General features: G+C 66.9%; 10 protein-coding genes. 6 read left to right on the top strand and 4 right to left on the bottom strand.

Annotation, left to right across the window (positions count from 1 at the left end; all coding sequences use genetic code 11):
• Positions 1-80: 80 nt before the first annotated feature.
• On the bottom strand, positions 81-3,641 hold the full coding sequence (locus GF399_12965) for a T9SS type A sorting domain-containing protein (protein MBD3401226.1): 3,561 nt from the start codon (positions 3,639-3,641) through the stop codon (positions 81-83).
• Between the two features lie 183 nt (positions 3,642-3,824).
• Positions 3,825-5,186: a histidine--tRNA ligase gene (gene hisS / locus GF399_12970; GenBank protein MBD3401227.1), complete on the bottom strand. Its 1,362-nt coding sequence runs from the start codon at positions 5,184-5,186 to the stop codon at positions 3,825-3,827.
• A gap of 362 nt (positions 5,187-5,548) precedes the next feature.
• Between hisS and GF399_12975 the strand changes: the two genes are divergently transcribed.
• Complete coding sequence (locus GF399_12975; GenBank protein ID MBD3401228.1) at positions 5,549-5,911, top strand: hypothetical protein; 363 nt, start codon at positions 5,549-5,551, stop codon at positions 5,909-5,911.
• Between the two features lie 117 nt (positions 5,912-6,028).
• Here GF399_12975 and GF399_12980 read toward each other — a convergent pair whose 3' ends face one another.
• Entirely contained in the window at positions 6,029-7,105 is a 1,077-nt protein-coding gene (locus GF399_12980; GenBank protein ID MBD3401229.1) for a hypothetical protein, read from the bottom strand.
• A gap of 163 nt (positions 7,106-7,268) precedes the next feature.
• Here GF399_12980 and sppA point away from each other — a divergent pair, with 163 nt between their 5' ends.
• Both sppA and GF399_12990 read left to right on the top strand, forming a co-directional pair.
• Entirely contained in the window at positions 7,269-9,692 is a 2,424-nt protein-coding gene (gene sppA, locus GF399_12985) for a signal peptide peptidase SppA (protein MBD3401230.1), read from the top strand.
• A gap of 161 nt (positions 9,693-9,853) precedes the next feature.
• Positions 9,854-10,633 carry a hypothetical protein gene (locus GF399_12990; protein ID MBD3401231.1) on the top strand — a complete coding sequence of 260 codons (780 nt, stop codon included), beginning with the start codon at positions 9,854-9,856 and terminating at the stop codon, positions 10,631-10,633.
• Positions 10,634-11,101: 468 nt separating this feature from the next.
• Here the strand turns inward: GF399_12990 and GF399_12995 are convergent, their stop codons facing one another.
• Positions 11,102-11,266: a hypothetical protein gene (locus GF399_12995; protein MBD3401232.1), complete on the bottom strand. Its 165-nt coding sequence runs from the start codon at positions 11,264-11,266 to the stop codon at positions 11,102-11,104.
• A 148-nt stretch (positions 11,267-11,414) separates the two neighbouring features.
• Here GF399_12995 and GF399_13000 point away from each other — a divergent pair, with 148 nt between their 5' ends.
• From GF399_13000 to GF399_13010, 3 genes are all read left to right on the top strand, one after another.
• Complete coding sequence (locus GF399_13000; GenBank protein ID MBD3401233.1) at positions 11,415-12,830, top strand: undecaprenyl-phosphate glucose phosphotransferase; 1,416 nt, start codon at positions 11,415-11,417, stop codon at positions 12,828-12,830.
• Positions 12,831-12,843: 13 nt separating this feature from the next.
• Complete coding sequence (locus GF399_13005; GenBank protein ID MBD3401234.1) at positions 12,844-14,463, top strand: hypothetical protein; 1,620 nt, start codon at positions 12,844-12,846, stop codon at positions 14,461-14,463.
• Positions 14,464-14,616: 153 nt separating this feature from the next.
• On the top strand, positions 14,617-15,225 hold a 609-nt coding region (locus GF399_13010), incomplete at its 3' end, for a DNRLRE domain-containing protein (GenBank protein MBD3401235.1).

Below are 15,225 nucleotides of genomic sequence, written 5' to 3' on the forward strand. Positions count from 1 at the left end.
CGTTGCGGTCCGCCGTGGAATTGACGGGCCGACCCAGGGGTCGACCCGTTCAGATATGTGTCGCTGCTACAGCATTCCGCTCAGCGTTCGACGACCAGGCGGCGGGTCAGGCGGGCGTCGTCGCAACTGAGGCGGTAGAGGTAGACGCCGGGGGCGACGGCGTTGGTGTCCCAGGCCGCGGCGTGACGTCCAGCGGTCTGCTCGCCGGAGTGCAGGGTGGCCACGCGGCGGCCGGCGATATCGTAGACGGCCAGTTCGACGTTGCCGGAGTGGGGCAGCTCGTACTCGATGCGCACCAGACCGGCGGCGGGGTTGGGGTAGCTCTGGGCCAGGGTGAAGCGGTCGGCGACGTATTCGCCGTCCAGGTACTCGGCGGTGCCGACGTGGACGTTAAAGGGCAGCCCGCTGGAGGTCAGGGCCTCGTCGATGGTCAGGCGGGACTGGGCCAGCAGGTCGATGACGCGGCCGTCGGGCAGTTCGAGCAGGGCGCCGAAGCCGGCGGGCCAGCCGTTCTCGATGTCCCAGCTCAGCTCGGCGGGACCGGCGGCCTGTAGGTGGAAGCTGTAGCTCGACCCGTCGTCGAAGGGGCGGCGCAGGTCGGTGGCGTAGCGCCCGCGGTGGCTGGGCCAGTCGTCGTGTTCGAACCACAGCAGGGGCCGCTCGCCGAGGTTGGGCGGCTCGTGGCGTTCGAGGGCGTCGTGATAGTCGCCGGCGGCGGGGTCGACGCCGAGAAGGTGCCGACGGTCGGCGGCCGCGCCGTCGCTCAGGGAGAAGGCGATGCGCCAGCGGCGGGGATCGCCCCAGCCGTCGCCGTGGTCGGCCCGGGAGCTGACCAGGGGCGGGGATGCGTCGCCGTTACCGGGGACGCTCAGCGTCGGGGTCAGCGAGCGGGTCAGGTCGGGCAGAGCGCCGCCGCTGGGTCGCGAACCGGGCGTGAGCGGCGCGGAGCCGTCGCCTCCGCCGGTGCCGCCGGGATCACTGGCGATGGCGGGGACGTAGAGGATGTCCTCGCCGTCGGACCAGACCCAGTAGCCGACGCCGGTCAGCAGGTGGGAGTCCTCGTCGTAGTCGCTGCCGTTCCAGGTCAGCGGCGGCTCGACGGTGTTGGTGTCCTCGAGGTGGTAACAGTCCTCCCAGGCGACGAAGAAGCTGTAGGGGGCGCCGATCAGGTTCCAGCCGGCCTGGAGGGGGATCATGTGCGGGTCGGCGGGGTCGGGCTTCAGGCCGGTGCCGTCCTCGATGTCGAGGGAGTCGCAGCCGTCGCGGACGATCAGCCACAGTCCGTCGCCGGGCTTCAGGGCGAAGTTGTCGGCTCCGGGGTCGTACTCGAAGTACTGTTGGGCGGCGGCGTCCCAGCCGAAGACGCGCCAGTCGGCGGCGTCGTAGGGGCCGAAGTCGTCGGCGAATTGGCTCTGTGGGTCGTCGGCGTCGGTCGGGAACTCGAAGGGGTTGGACATCATCCGGTAGGCGGAGACGTCGTCACCGGCGGGAATGTCGACGTCGTCGGGAACGAAGACGTCGCAGTGCACCCGGGCGTGGAGGTGGGTGCCGTCGGAGAAGTTCTCCGGGTACCAGGAGTGGCCGCCTTCGGGGCTGACGGCGTGGAAGCCGTAGGCGATGCCGTCGGTGCTCACCTGGGCGGCGGACAGGGTGTACCGCCAGCCGTCGACGTCCTCGGTCATGGCGAAGCTGCCGAAGTCCGTCGTCCCGCCGTAGGCCCAGTAGATCTCGCAACTGTCGACGTTCTCATCGGGCATGAAGGTGCAGGTGATCTCGTTGTCCTGCGCGTACTCCAGGGTCTCGATGAACTGGTGACCGGCGTCGAACTCGGGTCCCTGGGGTCCGAAGTTACCGGTGATGGTGATGGCGCCGTTGATCGGGTTGCTCGACAGGTCGTAGAACTTGCTGGGGGCGTTGGAGAAGTCGATGATGTCGCCGACCTCGACGGTGGGGGCGCCGCCGCCCGTCGAGAGGTAGACCAGCAGGGTGTCGTTGCCGACGTGGTTGTAGCCCCAAACGGCGCTCTGGATCTGGCCGTTGCCGTCGGTCCAAGTGTGGCCGCCCTCCAGGGGCAGGTAAGCGTCGATATTCGCGCCGTCGATGGCCGGCGGGCCGTCGATCTGCTCGCTGAAGACGATCTCGACCCAGTCGCCGTCCTGGATACCCTGGGTGTCGTCGTAGGCGAAGGCCTCGGCGCTGTCGGGGAAGGGGGTGTCGTCGGCGTCGACGGTCAGGAAATGCTTGAACAGTGACCAGGTTTGCTGATCGGCGTCGTCGGTGGCGATGACGTTCCACCAGTACTCGCCGTCGTGGAGGGCCTCGTCGACGGTGGGGATGTAGATCGTCGAGACGTCGGCGTCGAACTCATGCAACAGGGTCTCCATCGTCTCGTCGAGGGCCAGGCGCAGCGTGTAGTAAACATCGCCGCCCTCGAAGTCCATACTGCTCTCCCACTCGAAGGTCGGGGTGTCCGTGGTGACCGTGGCGCCGTCGACAGGGGAGGTCAGTTTGAAAAAATCGGGGGGGAAGTTGTCGCAGTAGATCAGCTCGATGGTGTCGTCGTAGGTTCCCTGGTTGTGGTAGTGGACGATGTAGGGATGGCCGGTGATGTCGAGGGCGAAGTCCAGCAGGTAGTTCTCGCCCTCGGCTCCGCCGAGGTGGGTGGTGTACCACCGGGCACCGTCGAAGCGGGCGTGGTAGAAGGCGGGGCCGCCGCCGTCGTCGGCGGTGAAGACCACCTGGGGCAGGTCCTGGACCGGACCCTGGTGGACGTCGAGGGCGATCGAGCCCAGGGGGAAGGTGTGGCTGCCGGCGGAATAGATCTCGTCGACCTGGAACCAGCTGCCCATCGAGTCCGCATCGGCGGAAAAGACCTCCAGGTTGTCGGTGCCTTCATTGTAGTAGGCGACGAAGAGCTGATTCTGACCGCCGTCGGCGTCGTACTGACGGTTGCAGAGCGAGCCCGGATTGACCATGGCGCCGCTGCCGCTGAAGTCGATTTCACTCTCGTAGACCAGGTCGCCGGTTTCGTTGACGTAGAAAACGTAGGTGAACCCATCGTATTGGTTGTGGACCGCCCGGGCCCAGTTCTCGGCGTCGTTGTAGCTGTCGACCATGGTCAGGGTCGGGAAGCTGTAGGTGTCCTTGTCATAGACGGCGTAGGTGGGCTTCATCAACGAGGCCTCAAACACCTGGGTCGCCAGCGGGATGATGTTGGGTAGATGATGCTCCTGGACGTGGAGGTTGACGCCGCTGCCGTTGGGGTCAATATAGTCGACCTGCCAGGAGGAGGTGTAGTAGAAGAAATTGATCATGTAGCCGGAGGAGTTATAGGCGAAGACGACGGGTTGGGGCGCCGCGTTGTCGTCGAAGCCGAAGTCCACCCCGTAGTCGTAGACATCATTGGTCAGCACCTGATTGGACCAGTTGTCCGGCGTGATCATCTCGTAGAGGAACAGCTGAGACGATGAGCTGTCGATAACAACCAGGTACAGCGTACCGTCGGGGGAGAAGTGGACCGCCGGACGCTCGGTGAAATGCCCGCCGTCGCGGTAGTCGATCTCCTCGGACAGCCAGCCCCCCGGGGCGATGGCGACCATCATCAACACGATCAACAGGGTCAGCTTCATTGTCTGCCGCACGGTGACCTCCAACCGGGAACCGACCGAAACCTGCCGGAATGATAAAACTGCATGGTTTATCCCCTCGAGTATGCATTATAGCTCAAGACGGCGCCGCTTTCTGTGACCGCTGCAATAGCTACGACCCCACGAGCGGCCGTGGGGTCGATCGACCAGCGGTCCCGGCGCTGTCCACGCTGCGCCTCAGCCCTTTGCGAGCTGTGCGGCCAGGAATTCGCTCAAGATCGCATCGTCGTCGGCCAGCTCGCGCTGTTCACCGTCGGCCAGGGTCTTGACCTGGACCAGCCCGCGGGCGGCCTCCTTGGGGCCGATCAGGGCCACCAGCGGGATGCTCAGGCGGTCGGCGTACTTGAACTGCTTGCCCAGCTTGGCCGCCTCCAGGTAGACCTCGACGTTGTAACCCAACCGCCGCAGCCGGGCGGCCAGTCCGAGGGATTCCCGGCGCGTCTCCCCGCCGAAGTAGGCCACCAGCACCTGGGTCCGGCTGGGGCGCTCGTCGAACATCTCCAGTTGCTCCATCGCCGTCAGGATACGATCGATGCCGATCGTCGTCCCCGTGGCGGGCAGGTCGCGCTTGGCGAAACGCCCCACCAGGCCGTCGTAGCGCCCGCCTCCGGTCAGCGAGCCGATGTGGGGTTTGCCCGGCAGGACGCTCTCGAAGATCGGGCCGGTGTAGTAGTCCAGCCCCCGGGCCAGCCAGGGGGTGAAGGCCCAGGCGTCGTCGGGAACGCTCAGGGCGGCCAGGCTGGAGAACAGCCGCTCCAGTTCTTCCAAGGCCGGACTCGTCGCTCCGTGGCGGCGCGCCGCCAGCCCTTCGAGGTTGGCGCGGGCCGCTTGCGGACCGGGAGCGTTGACCAGCTCGAAGGTCTTCAGCAGCTCCGCGGCGCGGGCCGGCGGGACCCCTTCCCTCTCGAACTCCGCCGCCACCCCTTCACGACCGACCTTGTCGTACTTGTCCAGGCAGCGGCAGACCGCCTGCAGGTCCTTCCCGGGGTTCAGACCCGCCTGCGCCGTCAACTCGGCCAGCAGGCGGCGGTCGTTGACCAGGATGACGAAACGTCCCTCGCCCCCGCCGAAGCCCAAGCGCCCGAGGATGTCGGCGGTCAGGGCGATGATCTCGGCGTCGGCCAGGGCCTCGGCCACGCCGACGATGTCCACGTCGCACTGGACGAACTCGCGGAAGCGCCCCTGACGCAACTGGGGACGGTCCGCCCGCCAAACCGGCTGGATCTGGTAGCGCTTGAAGGGCAGGACGATCTCGGTCGGATACTGGGCCACCACCCGGGCCAGGGGGACCGTCAGATCGTAGTGCAGGGCCAGCTCACCGCCGCCCTTGTAGTCCAGGCGGTAGATCAGCTTGTCCGCCTCGCCGCCGGACTTGCCCGTCAGGACGTCCAGATACTCGAAGGCCGGCGTCTGCAGCGGGGCGAATCCGTAGCGGACGAAACTCTCCTTGATGATCGTCAGCAGGTCCTCCCGCGGGATCATCGCCTGGGGGAGGAAGTCGCGGGTGCCCTTGAAGGTGCGCGGAGTGATGCGTTCCATGGTTATGTCCGGAGTGGAGGGAAAAGGTCCCCTGAGCGTTGATCGCCGCCGCCGCCCGCACAAAAAAGCGGCCGTCGGGAAGGGACGCCCCCGACGCCGTCGGAACCGGCACGGTTTTTGCGGAGGCGGACGTTATCATAACTCCAACGGGCGCCGAGATGCAAAAACCGTGCCGGTTCCGACGGCGTCGGGTTGCCGACGTTGCGGGCCGCTTTTTTGTGCGGGTCGGGATGGTCGGTAACGAATTGACCCTTTCGGCGACAGGGTATATACTGGGATTCTGAGTCTGTCAGCCGCGCATATTGGTTTGTGCGCGGGCGATATCAGCGGACCATCTCGAAGCTAACCCGAAGGGGGAATCCATGACCGATCCGCGACAGCGCGGCGGCTGCCTGACCGCTTGGCTGGTGTTGATGATCCTGTCCGGTGCCTTCGTCTCGACGATGAACTTCTTTATCACCGACATCGGTTCGCAGTACAGTTCCGGCGGTGACGAGATCTGGGTCTTCGCCGTCTACGGCATCGCCGGTCTGGCCATGCTCGTCGGCGCGATCGTGCTGATGCTCTGGAAGCGTTGGGGTTTCTGGGCCATCTGCGCCGCCGCCTTGGTCAACCTGGGCTTGCAAATCTACCAGGGCTATCCCTACTATATGTGGATCTGGGCCCTCCTCAGCCCGTTGATCCTCTTCCTGTTGCTGCGCCAGCAGTGGGACGATTTCGCCTAGGTCTTTCTCCGGTTCGTTTTGGGGTTTCGGTGACGGATAGCGATCCGTCGACGGAGCCCCCTTTCGTTGGTTCGCTGGACGGTTTGCCGGAGTGTACGTCGAAACGCTCGGCGGCCTTCAGTCGCCCGCGCCGTTCAGACGCAACAGGGGCAGGAAGCTGTCCAGCAGTTGGGTCAGCTTTTTGAAGGCCCGCTGGCCGCCGTAGTTACGCAGCGCCAGGTACAGCTCGTGGTCGAGGCAGCTCGAGAGGTCTCCCCGTGAGGTGAGCTTCAGCCGGTAGACGGGGGCGTATTCGTCGCTGGTGTCGATTTCCAGGGGTTCGGCGGCCGGGTCGTTTTGCAGGACGGCCACCTGGCGGAAGCCGGGGGGTTCCCGGGAGACGACGCAGAAGACGGGGGGTACCCAGCTTCGCTCCGGGGTCAGCAGGGTGTAGTCGACCTCCAGGGCTCCGTCGGGACCCAGGGTGTAGCCGTCGACTTCGATGGTGTAGTCGAGGCGTCGGACGCTTTCGCGGGGCAAATCGTCAAGGACGCTCCCGAGGAGGGGCTCCAGTTCATCGCGCAGGCGGTCGGCCTCGTAGACGCCGCCGATGCTGCGCAGCAGGGCGGTTTCGCACCAGGCTGCGGCGATGTCGCCTCGGCGGCGGAAGCCCCAGGCCCGGTAATGGCGGATGGTCCGCTCCAGCCCCTGGGGCAGGATGCCCAATTCTTCGAGTTGCAGTCCGGCGGGCAGCAGCACGCTGGGATGCTCGAGGAGGATGGGATCGCTGGACAGCCGTTCTTCGAGAGCCACGACCAGTTTGCGGCGTATACTCTCCAGGGTTTCGACCTCGGTCGGTGGGATCTTGTAGCGTGGCACCCGGGACCACTCGGGACGGCAGAACAGATTGACGGCCCGGGCGGTGTCGCCGTCACGCAGGGCCCGTGCCGCGGCGTTGAGGTCGCGCAGGGCCCGGGCCGTGCGCATCCCCTCGGCGACGGCGTCGGCAAGCTCGGGCTGCTCGACGGCGGTGTAGTGCTCCAGGGCCTCGTCGTAGCGACCGGTGGCCAGGGCCAGCTCCGCGGCGGCGAACTCCTTGACGGTCTCGTGGGTGGTGCAGGCCGTCGGCGCCAGCGTCGCCAGAACGGCGAAGAGCGCGGAGAGCGTGCGGACCGGCGCGGCCGGAGGCGGCGGGTTGTCGGCGGAGGGTCTCATCGAGACAAGTTTACCACATCGTTCCCGCGGACGGTGGAGGCGGCCCGGGTTTACCGTCGTCGACCCTTTTACAACACCCCCCGTTCGTGCAATAATGTTTCCATTCTTGGCCGTGGACCTCCGGCGGCCCCGGAGTACCCAGGTTCAGAGATAGGAGACCGTCATGCAGCCAGGCAGAAGCTTCGTCCTGTTCGTTCTGCTCGTCCTCTCGGCCGCGGTCGTCGCGGCGGAGACCTTCGACGCCGCGACGACGGGCACCGCCGCCGGCGCGGCCGCGATCGACGACGCCCGTGCGCTGTGGGCCAATCCGGCGGCCCTGGGACCGGCCCGGGGGCCCAATGGCTACTTCGCCCTCGCCGGGTTGGAGGACGCCTGGGAAGACTACGCCGGGGCGCTGCAGCTCGGGCCGCTGGCCCTGGGTTACCGGCGTCGTCCCGGCGTCTTCGAGGACGACTACTACGGTCGCTTCTCCCTGGGACTGGGCTTCGGCGACCGGCGCCTGAGTTTCGGTCTGGGTCTGGACTGGTTCACCGAGCACCTGGGCGCCCTGGACGATACCGCTTTCGATCTGCGCTGCGGCGTTCTCTGGCGGCCCTGGAGCTTCTTCTCCCTGGGCGGGGTGTTGGAGAACGCCCTGGGGGCGGAGGTCGGCACCAGCGAGCTGCACAACCGCCTGGGCGGCGCTGTCGCTCTGCGGCCCCTGGCGCCCTTCCTCCACTCTGCGCCGGACCTGCTGACCCTGGCCTTCGACGGCGGCTGGACCGCCGATCCCGAGGATCTCGTCGACGAGGCGGAGCAGTTCGACTGGCGGGCCGCCCTCGAGCTGCGGCCCCTGGACGGCCTGGCGCTGACGGTGAGCTACGACGACGCCGGCGGGCTGACCGTCGGGGCGGCCCTCGAGCTCAGCCACGCCGTGCTGGGTTACGGCGGCGCGCTGACCGAGGAGGGTGAGTTCACCCGTCACGGCGGCTGGACGGCTTTCAATCTCGACCGGCGCGAGCCCCTGGTCTGTCTGGCGCCGCCGGGGGTGCTGACGCTGACCGTCGCCGGAGCCCTCGACGACGTCGGCGCCGGCTTCAGCCTCCTGCCCGCGGGGACCGTCACCCCGCTGCGCCGCCTGCTGGGGGAGTTGGAACGCGCCCGGCGCGACGATGACGTCGACGCTGTGCTGTTGACCATCCACGGTTTGGGCGGCTTCTTCGGCGAGGTCACCGGCTCCATCCAGGAGCTGGGCGCCGAGATCGACCGCACCCGGGCCGCCGGACTGCCCGTCTACGCCGTGCTGGCCGGCGGCGGGGTCGATCCCGGCGCCCTCTATCTGGCCGCTTTCTGCGACCGGGTCTACCTGCCGCCTCTCTCCGACGTCGGCGGTCTGGGCATGGCGCTCAACATCAACCGCTACGGCGGCCTGGCCGAGAAGTACGGCGTCGACCTGGAGACGATTACGGCCGGGGATTACAAGTCCAGCTTCTGGCCCACCACCAAGGGGGCCTCCGAGGAGCAGGCCGCGGCGATCCAGTCCCTCCTCGACGACAACCACGCCCAGCTCTGCGAGCACCTGGCCGAGCGCCGCGGGCTCAGCGCAGCGGAGCTGGCCGAGTTGACCGACACCTGGCTGCTGCACGCCGACGAGGCCCTGGATTACGGCCTGGTCGACGAACTCGGCGAGTACCGCGACGCGCTGACGGCCGCGGCCCGCGCCGCCGGGGACGACGTCGACAACGCCGACGGGGTGCGCGTCGTCGGCCTGGCCGAGCGGACCTACTGGGAGGACGAGTGGAGCACCCGGCCCCGGATCGCCGTCATCGGCGCCTATGGTGCGATCCACGAGGGCGATTCCACCCGGGACTTCCTGCGCGGCGGTCGGACGATGGGCGGTCGGACCGTCGCCGGCCAGCTCGACCGCGCCCGCCGGGACCCCCTCGTCGAGGCGATCGTGCTGCGGATCGATTCCGGCGGCGGTTCCGGCATCGCCAGCGACCAGATCTTCCGCGCCGTCAAGCGTTGCCTGGAGGACGGCAAGCCCGTCATCGCCTCGATGGCCGACATCGCCGCCTCGGGCGGCTACTGGATCGCCTGTCCCGCCGACTATATCCTGGCCGAGGCCGCCAGCGCCGTAGGTTCCATCGGCGTCGTCGGCATCCGGGCCAGTCTGGAGCGCCTGTTCGCCGAGGAGGGTATCGTCCGCGAAAGCTACACCGTCGGCGAGCACGCCGCTCTGGGCGACTACGGCAGCCGGTTGACAGACGAGGAGAAGGCGATGCTCGAAGAAGAGCTGGAGTACTTCTACGACATCTTCGTCGAGAAGGTGGCCGCCGAGCGCGAGTTGGAGCTCGACGAGGTCTACGAGCTGGCCGGAGGCCGGGTCTGGACCGGTCGCCAGGCCCTCGAAGGCGGGCTGATCGACGAGCTGGGCGGCCTGCGCCGGGCCGTCGAGCTGGCCGCCGAGCGCGCCGACGTCCAGCACCCCGATCCCGACATCATCACCTACGGTGACTGGGGGCCCTTGTTCATGGAGCTGGTCAGCCGCGATCTCGTCGAACTCCTCGGCTACAGCGACCTGGCCGTGGTCGAGTTGGACCTGTGAACCGCTGACGCAAATTGACAACGTTCAGGCCCGTCAGCCGCTGGAAACCGAACCCCTTCTCGGCTATAATGAGCTAACTTAGGGTAGCCGTTCCGCCGTTGCCCATTGCGTTACCCAGCGGGTTGACCAGGGGGCGACGAAGCGCAAGAAGAGAGGTAGTTATGCGCAGGTTCATCAGTCTAGCGGTCGCCGCCGTCGTTCTGGCGCTAACAGGCCTGCTCTACGCCGCCGACGAGGAAGACACCGAGGCCGTGGTCACCTACGTCGAGGGCGAGGTCGTCAAGAAGCCCGAGGTCCAGGAGACCTGGGACGTCGCCGAACTCAACAGCGTCGTCAGCCGGGGCTACAAGGTCCGCACCTATCAGCTCAGCCGGGCCGAGCTGACCCTCAACACCGGCAGCGCCGTCCGCCTGGCGCCGCGCACCACCGTCGACGTGGTCAAGCTCTTCGAGGAGAGCCGCGAGGGCTACAACGAGACCCTGTTCAACGTCGAAGAGGGCGAGGTCTGGGCCAATATCGAGGAGCTGGGCTCCACGGAGAGCTTCTCCATCACCTCGGACATCATGGGCGCCGCCTGCCGCGGCACCACCTACCGCGTCTCGGTCACCGGCGACGGCACCACCATGCTGCGCGTCTACGAGGGCGCCGTCGAGCTCTGGGACCCGATGAAGGCCATCACCGGCCCCGGCTTCTGGGAGACCGGCGCCGCCGAGGGTGAAGACGGGGACGGCAAGCACGAGGTCGTCGGACCCCACGAGGTCGCCGGACCCCACGAGGTCACCGAGGAGGAGTGGCGCCGCAACCTGATCACCTCGATGCAGGAGGTCATCATCGGCGCCGACGGCGAGGTGCTGCGCCAGGGCTCCTTCTCCCACTCCGATCCCGCCGAGCAGAGCGAGTGGGTCCGCTGGAACCACGAACGCGACGCCGCCGACGAGTAGTTTACCGTCCGCGATGAAGTGCGACAAACCCTCCCGCCGGGAGGGTTTGTCGTCTGTGCGGAAGGGTCGGTATCGAGGCGGCGGCGCGCGTTTTTGCCCGCGGTCTCCCGCCGGGGAGACCGCGGGGTTGCAAAAACCGTGCCGCCGCCGGCGGGAGGCTCCGGAGCACCCGGCCGCCGCCGTCACGCTTCTTGCGTGCGCGCCGGACCGGGGGGTCCGGCGCGGCAACAAGCGCGCCGACGGCTGGGTCGTGGACGGGTAGCGGTGTTCCCGGCGCTTATGCCGGTAACGCCGTCGTGCGCGGGCGTGGGCGTCATGTCTTCATCATCTGCACCAACCCGCCCTACGGCCGCCGTCGTGCGCGGGCGGGGGCGTCATGCCCCGTGCCGCCGCCGGCGGGAGGCTCCGGGGCACCCGGCCGCCGCCGTCACGCTTCTTGCGTGCGCGCCGTCAGGCCGCTTGGGGCGACTACTGCGGCTCCTGCGGCAGGGCGATGATCACGCCGAGTAGACCGACGGCCAGGCCTATGATGGACAGGACGATGGGCTCGTTTATCGGTCGGGCGTCCAAGTAACCGAAGATGGCGAATCCCAAGCCGATAACCCCCAGGATGATGGCGAAGACCTTCTTCATTATTCTCCTTTCGGTGAGCGTGAGGAAAAATTGTCGAACGACTGCGCGTTCATAGTCGTCCCCAGGCATGACAGCTCGGGTCATCCCGGTTGCCAAGGGGGCGGTTCGGTGTTAAACTGGCCTATGTTAACATCTTAGCGGAGGCGACTTGCTCCACCGACAGGACCGTCTCATCGCCGTCGTTCTGGTGGTCGGCGACCTGGCGTGCACCTTCGGCGCCCTGGCGCTGGCCTACGTGATGCGTTTCGTCTGGAAGCTGGCGCCCAATCTGCCGGACTGGACGCCGAGTTTCGCCGACTACCTGCCCTTCGCCCTGGCGATCATGGTCACCCTGGTGGCTGTCTTCGCCGCCAACGGTTTGTACTCCCGCCGCCGGGGACACTCGAACATCGAGGAGTTCCTGGCGGTGCTGCGCATCAGCTTCCTGGTCCTGGTGGTGGCCTACGGGGTGACGATCTTCTGGCGGGTCAGCGCCCTGTCGCGCTGGCTGTTGGCCTTCTTCTGGGTGCTGGACGTCGTTTTCATCACCGTCTTCCGGCTGCTGGTGGACGCCGTGGCGCGGCGGGTCCGCCGGATGGGTGTGGACACGCGCAAAGCCCTGGTCATCGGGGCGGGCGGTCTGGCCGAACAGGTCGTCGAGCGGCTGCTCGATCATCCGGAGTACGGCTACGAGGTGACGGGCTACATCGCCGAGGAGGCGGTCGACGCGGGACGGCTGGAGAGCCTCGAGTACCTGGGCGGCTTCAACGAGTTAACCGCGGTGCTGGAGCGGAACCGGCCCGATGAGGTCTTCATCGCCCTCTCGCGCCACCACAACCACCGCCTGCTGGCCGTCCTCGATCTCTGCGAGCGTGAGGGGGTTAACGCCTCGATCGTGCCCGACTTCTTCGAGGTGCTGCTCAGCCGCTCGATCCAGCGGACCCAGCTCGAGGATATGGACGGCATCCCGGTGGTGGGGCTGCGCGAGGTGCCGCTGCACTCGCTCTGGAACCGCTTCGTCAAGCGGGCTTTCGACTTCATCGTCTCGCTGCTGTTCATTCTCGTCTTCAGTTGGCTCTACGTCCTGGTAGCCGCCGGGGTGGCCCTGACCAGCAAGGGGCCGGCGATCTTCAAGCAGCGCCGCGTCGGCCGCGACCTGGAGGAGTTCACTCTCTACAAGTTCCGCACGATGTACGTGCAGAGCGAGAGCAGCTCGGATACGGTCTGGACGAAGAAGGACGACCCCCGGGTGACGCCCTTCGGCCGTTTCCTGCGTCGCACCAGCCTGGACGAGATCCCCCAGTTCTTCAACGTCCTCAAGGGGGATATGTCGATCGTCGGGCCCCGGCCGGAGCGGCCCCATTTCGTCGAGCAGTTCAAGGAGAGCGTGCCGCGTTTCCAGGTCCGCCACCAGGTCAAGGCGGGGATCACCGGCTGGGCACAGGTCAACGGCCGCTACGAGCTGACCATCCCGCAGAAGGTGGAGTACGACATCTACTACATCGAGAACTGGTCCTTCTGGCTGGATCTGCGGATCATCTTCATGACCATCTTCCGGGTGATCGGCGGCCGGGACGCCTATTAGCGAGGTCATCGTGTTGAAACGACTACTGGTATTCTCGTTGATGATCGCCACCGGCGCCGGCGCCGCCCTGCCGGCGGCCACGGTGCCCCTGGACCACTGGGCCTATGAGGTGGCCGATGAGCTCGTCATCCGCGGGCTGTGGACGGCGGAGCGCTTCGGCGAGCGTCCCTGGTCCCGGGCCGACTTCGCCGCCGGAGCGGGTTACCTGCTGGAGCAGTACGAGCGCGGCGAGGTGGGCCTGCATCCCGCCTCGCGGGGCTGGCTGGACCGGTTGGTCGAGGAGTTCGCCCCGGAGATCGAGCGCTGGCGGTCCGATCGGGGACCGGCTTCCCGGGCGGATTACGCCGCCCGCGATGAGCCGCCGGAGCCGGCCCTCGAGGTCGGCGCCCGGCTCGAGGCCTCCGCCGGTTACCGCTCCGCCGAACTGCAGTTGCCGGAGGACGGCGCCGAGGGTGAGGACGCGCCCGCGGAGCCGGAGTCCGGTCTGCGGGATCGCGAGCGCCTGGAGCTGTTGTTCGGTGGCGGTTACGGCGACGAGCTGGCCCTTTGGGGCAGGGCCGAGGCCGACACCGACGGCTTGGAGGACTCCGACTGGCGCGGGTTGGACTGGAAGGCGGGCATCTCGGCCCAGTTCGACTACGGTTTCCTGCGCTGGCGGCCGACGGAGTGGTTCCAGGCCTGGGCCGGGCGCGATCAGCTCCAGTGGGGTTACAGCATCGGCGGCTCGCTGCTGTTCTCGGGCACCGCTCCGGCCCCCGACGGCTTTGGTTACGGCTTGGAGTGGGGGCCGCTGCGCTTCAGCTACTTCCACTGCGCCCTGGACACCTGGCGCGAGGGGCCGGAGAGCGACTACACCTACTACAACCGCTTCCTGGTCGGTCATCGGTTGAGTTGGCAGGCGGCGCCCTGGCTGGTCGTCGGTCTGGGCGAGGCCACCACCTACGGCGGTGAGGGTCGCGGCATCGACCTGGCCTACCTCAACCAGCTGATGCTGCATTACGTCGAGCAGCTCGCCGGGCGGGTCCACAACGACAATCCCTTCTGGCAGCTCGATGTCGACGTGCTGCCCTTCCCCGGCGGTCGTTTCTGGGGCCAGTTGATGATCGACGACTACCAGTACGAGGACGATCCCGAGCCGCCGCACATCGGCTTCCTCGCCGGGGCGGCCTGGGCCGATCCGCTGAACCTGGCCGGACTGACCCTGTCGCTGGAGTACCTCAAGGTCTGGAACTGGGTCTACAACGTCAAGCCGGACTACGACAAGCTGCTCTACCTCGGCCATCCCCTGGGCTTTCCCCGGGGCAACGACGCCGACCGCTGGAGCTTCCGCCTGAATTGGGACTTCGGCGCCGACTGGTCGACCCGCTTCGCCGTGACCCTGGACCGCAAGGGCGAGGGGCGCATCGAGGATGAGTGGGAAGCCAAGGGCTTCACCTCGGAGCCGTTCCCCTCCGGGGTGGTCGAGGAGCTGCAGACCTACGCCCTCTCCGGGGCCTGGCACCCCAACCGTAACCTCGAGGTGGGCCTGGAGTTGGCCCTGCGCCGGGCGACAAACTACGCCAACCTCGAGGGCGCCGAGCTGACCGACATCTACGCCGGGCTGTCGGCGAGCTATCTGCTCGACTGGCGCTAGGCCCTCCGCCGCGCCGGCACGGTTCTTGCTCGCCGCGTTCCCCCTGGCGGGGCAACGCGGGCAACAACCGCGCCGGCGCTCGTTTCTCCCGCGAGCCGCCGGCGGTACCAGCCCCCGCACCGCGCCTTTTTCGCAAGGGTCGGTACGGGGTTTATGGTGTTGACCGAGCCTCGGCTGGGCGCTCTCGTCGGGGTGTGTGTGATGAGGGGGCTTGACGCCCCGGATGCTTCGGATTATCTTAGCTGTGGGCGCAGCCGGGAGGTCAGAATGCGTTACGTTTTGTTAGCGGTGGTGTTGCTGGCGGGGGTGTGTTTGGCGAGCTTCGAGGTCACCCTGCAGCCCGATGACGACGAGGGGAATGATTCATCAACGGATGAATATTATCCGGATTCTAATTATGGAGATGAAACCTTTTTTATGGTTATGGGAGATAGTATGTACGCCTTCATCGAGTTCCGCGAGCTGGACCATTACGTCGGCCGGGGCTACACGGTGCTCTCGGCGGAGCTGTGGCTGACGCTGTTCAATGACTGGAAAGACACAGCCTTGATTCAAACCCGACCGCTGTCTGAAGAAGAAATCTGGATCGCCCCGGTGGACGCCGCCTGGGAGGAGATGGAAATCACCTGGAACAACCAGCCGGGTATCTACGAGACGTACGCTGTTGAAAGAAGCTTTGAAGAGCCGGAATATGGAGAGGAATACTTTGTATCCTTTGATGTACAGGATATTGTCCAGGCATGGTTAAATGAAGATATTCCA

It is taken from the genome of Candidatus Coatesbacteria bacterium (assembly GCA_014728225.1).
Lineage (GTDB): Bacteria > RBG-13-66-14 > RBG-13-66-14 > RBG-13-66-14 > RBG-13-66-14 > WJLX01.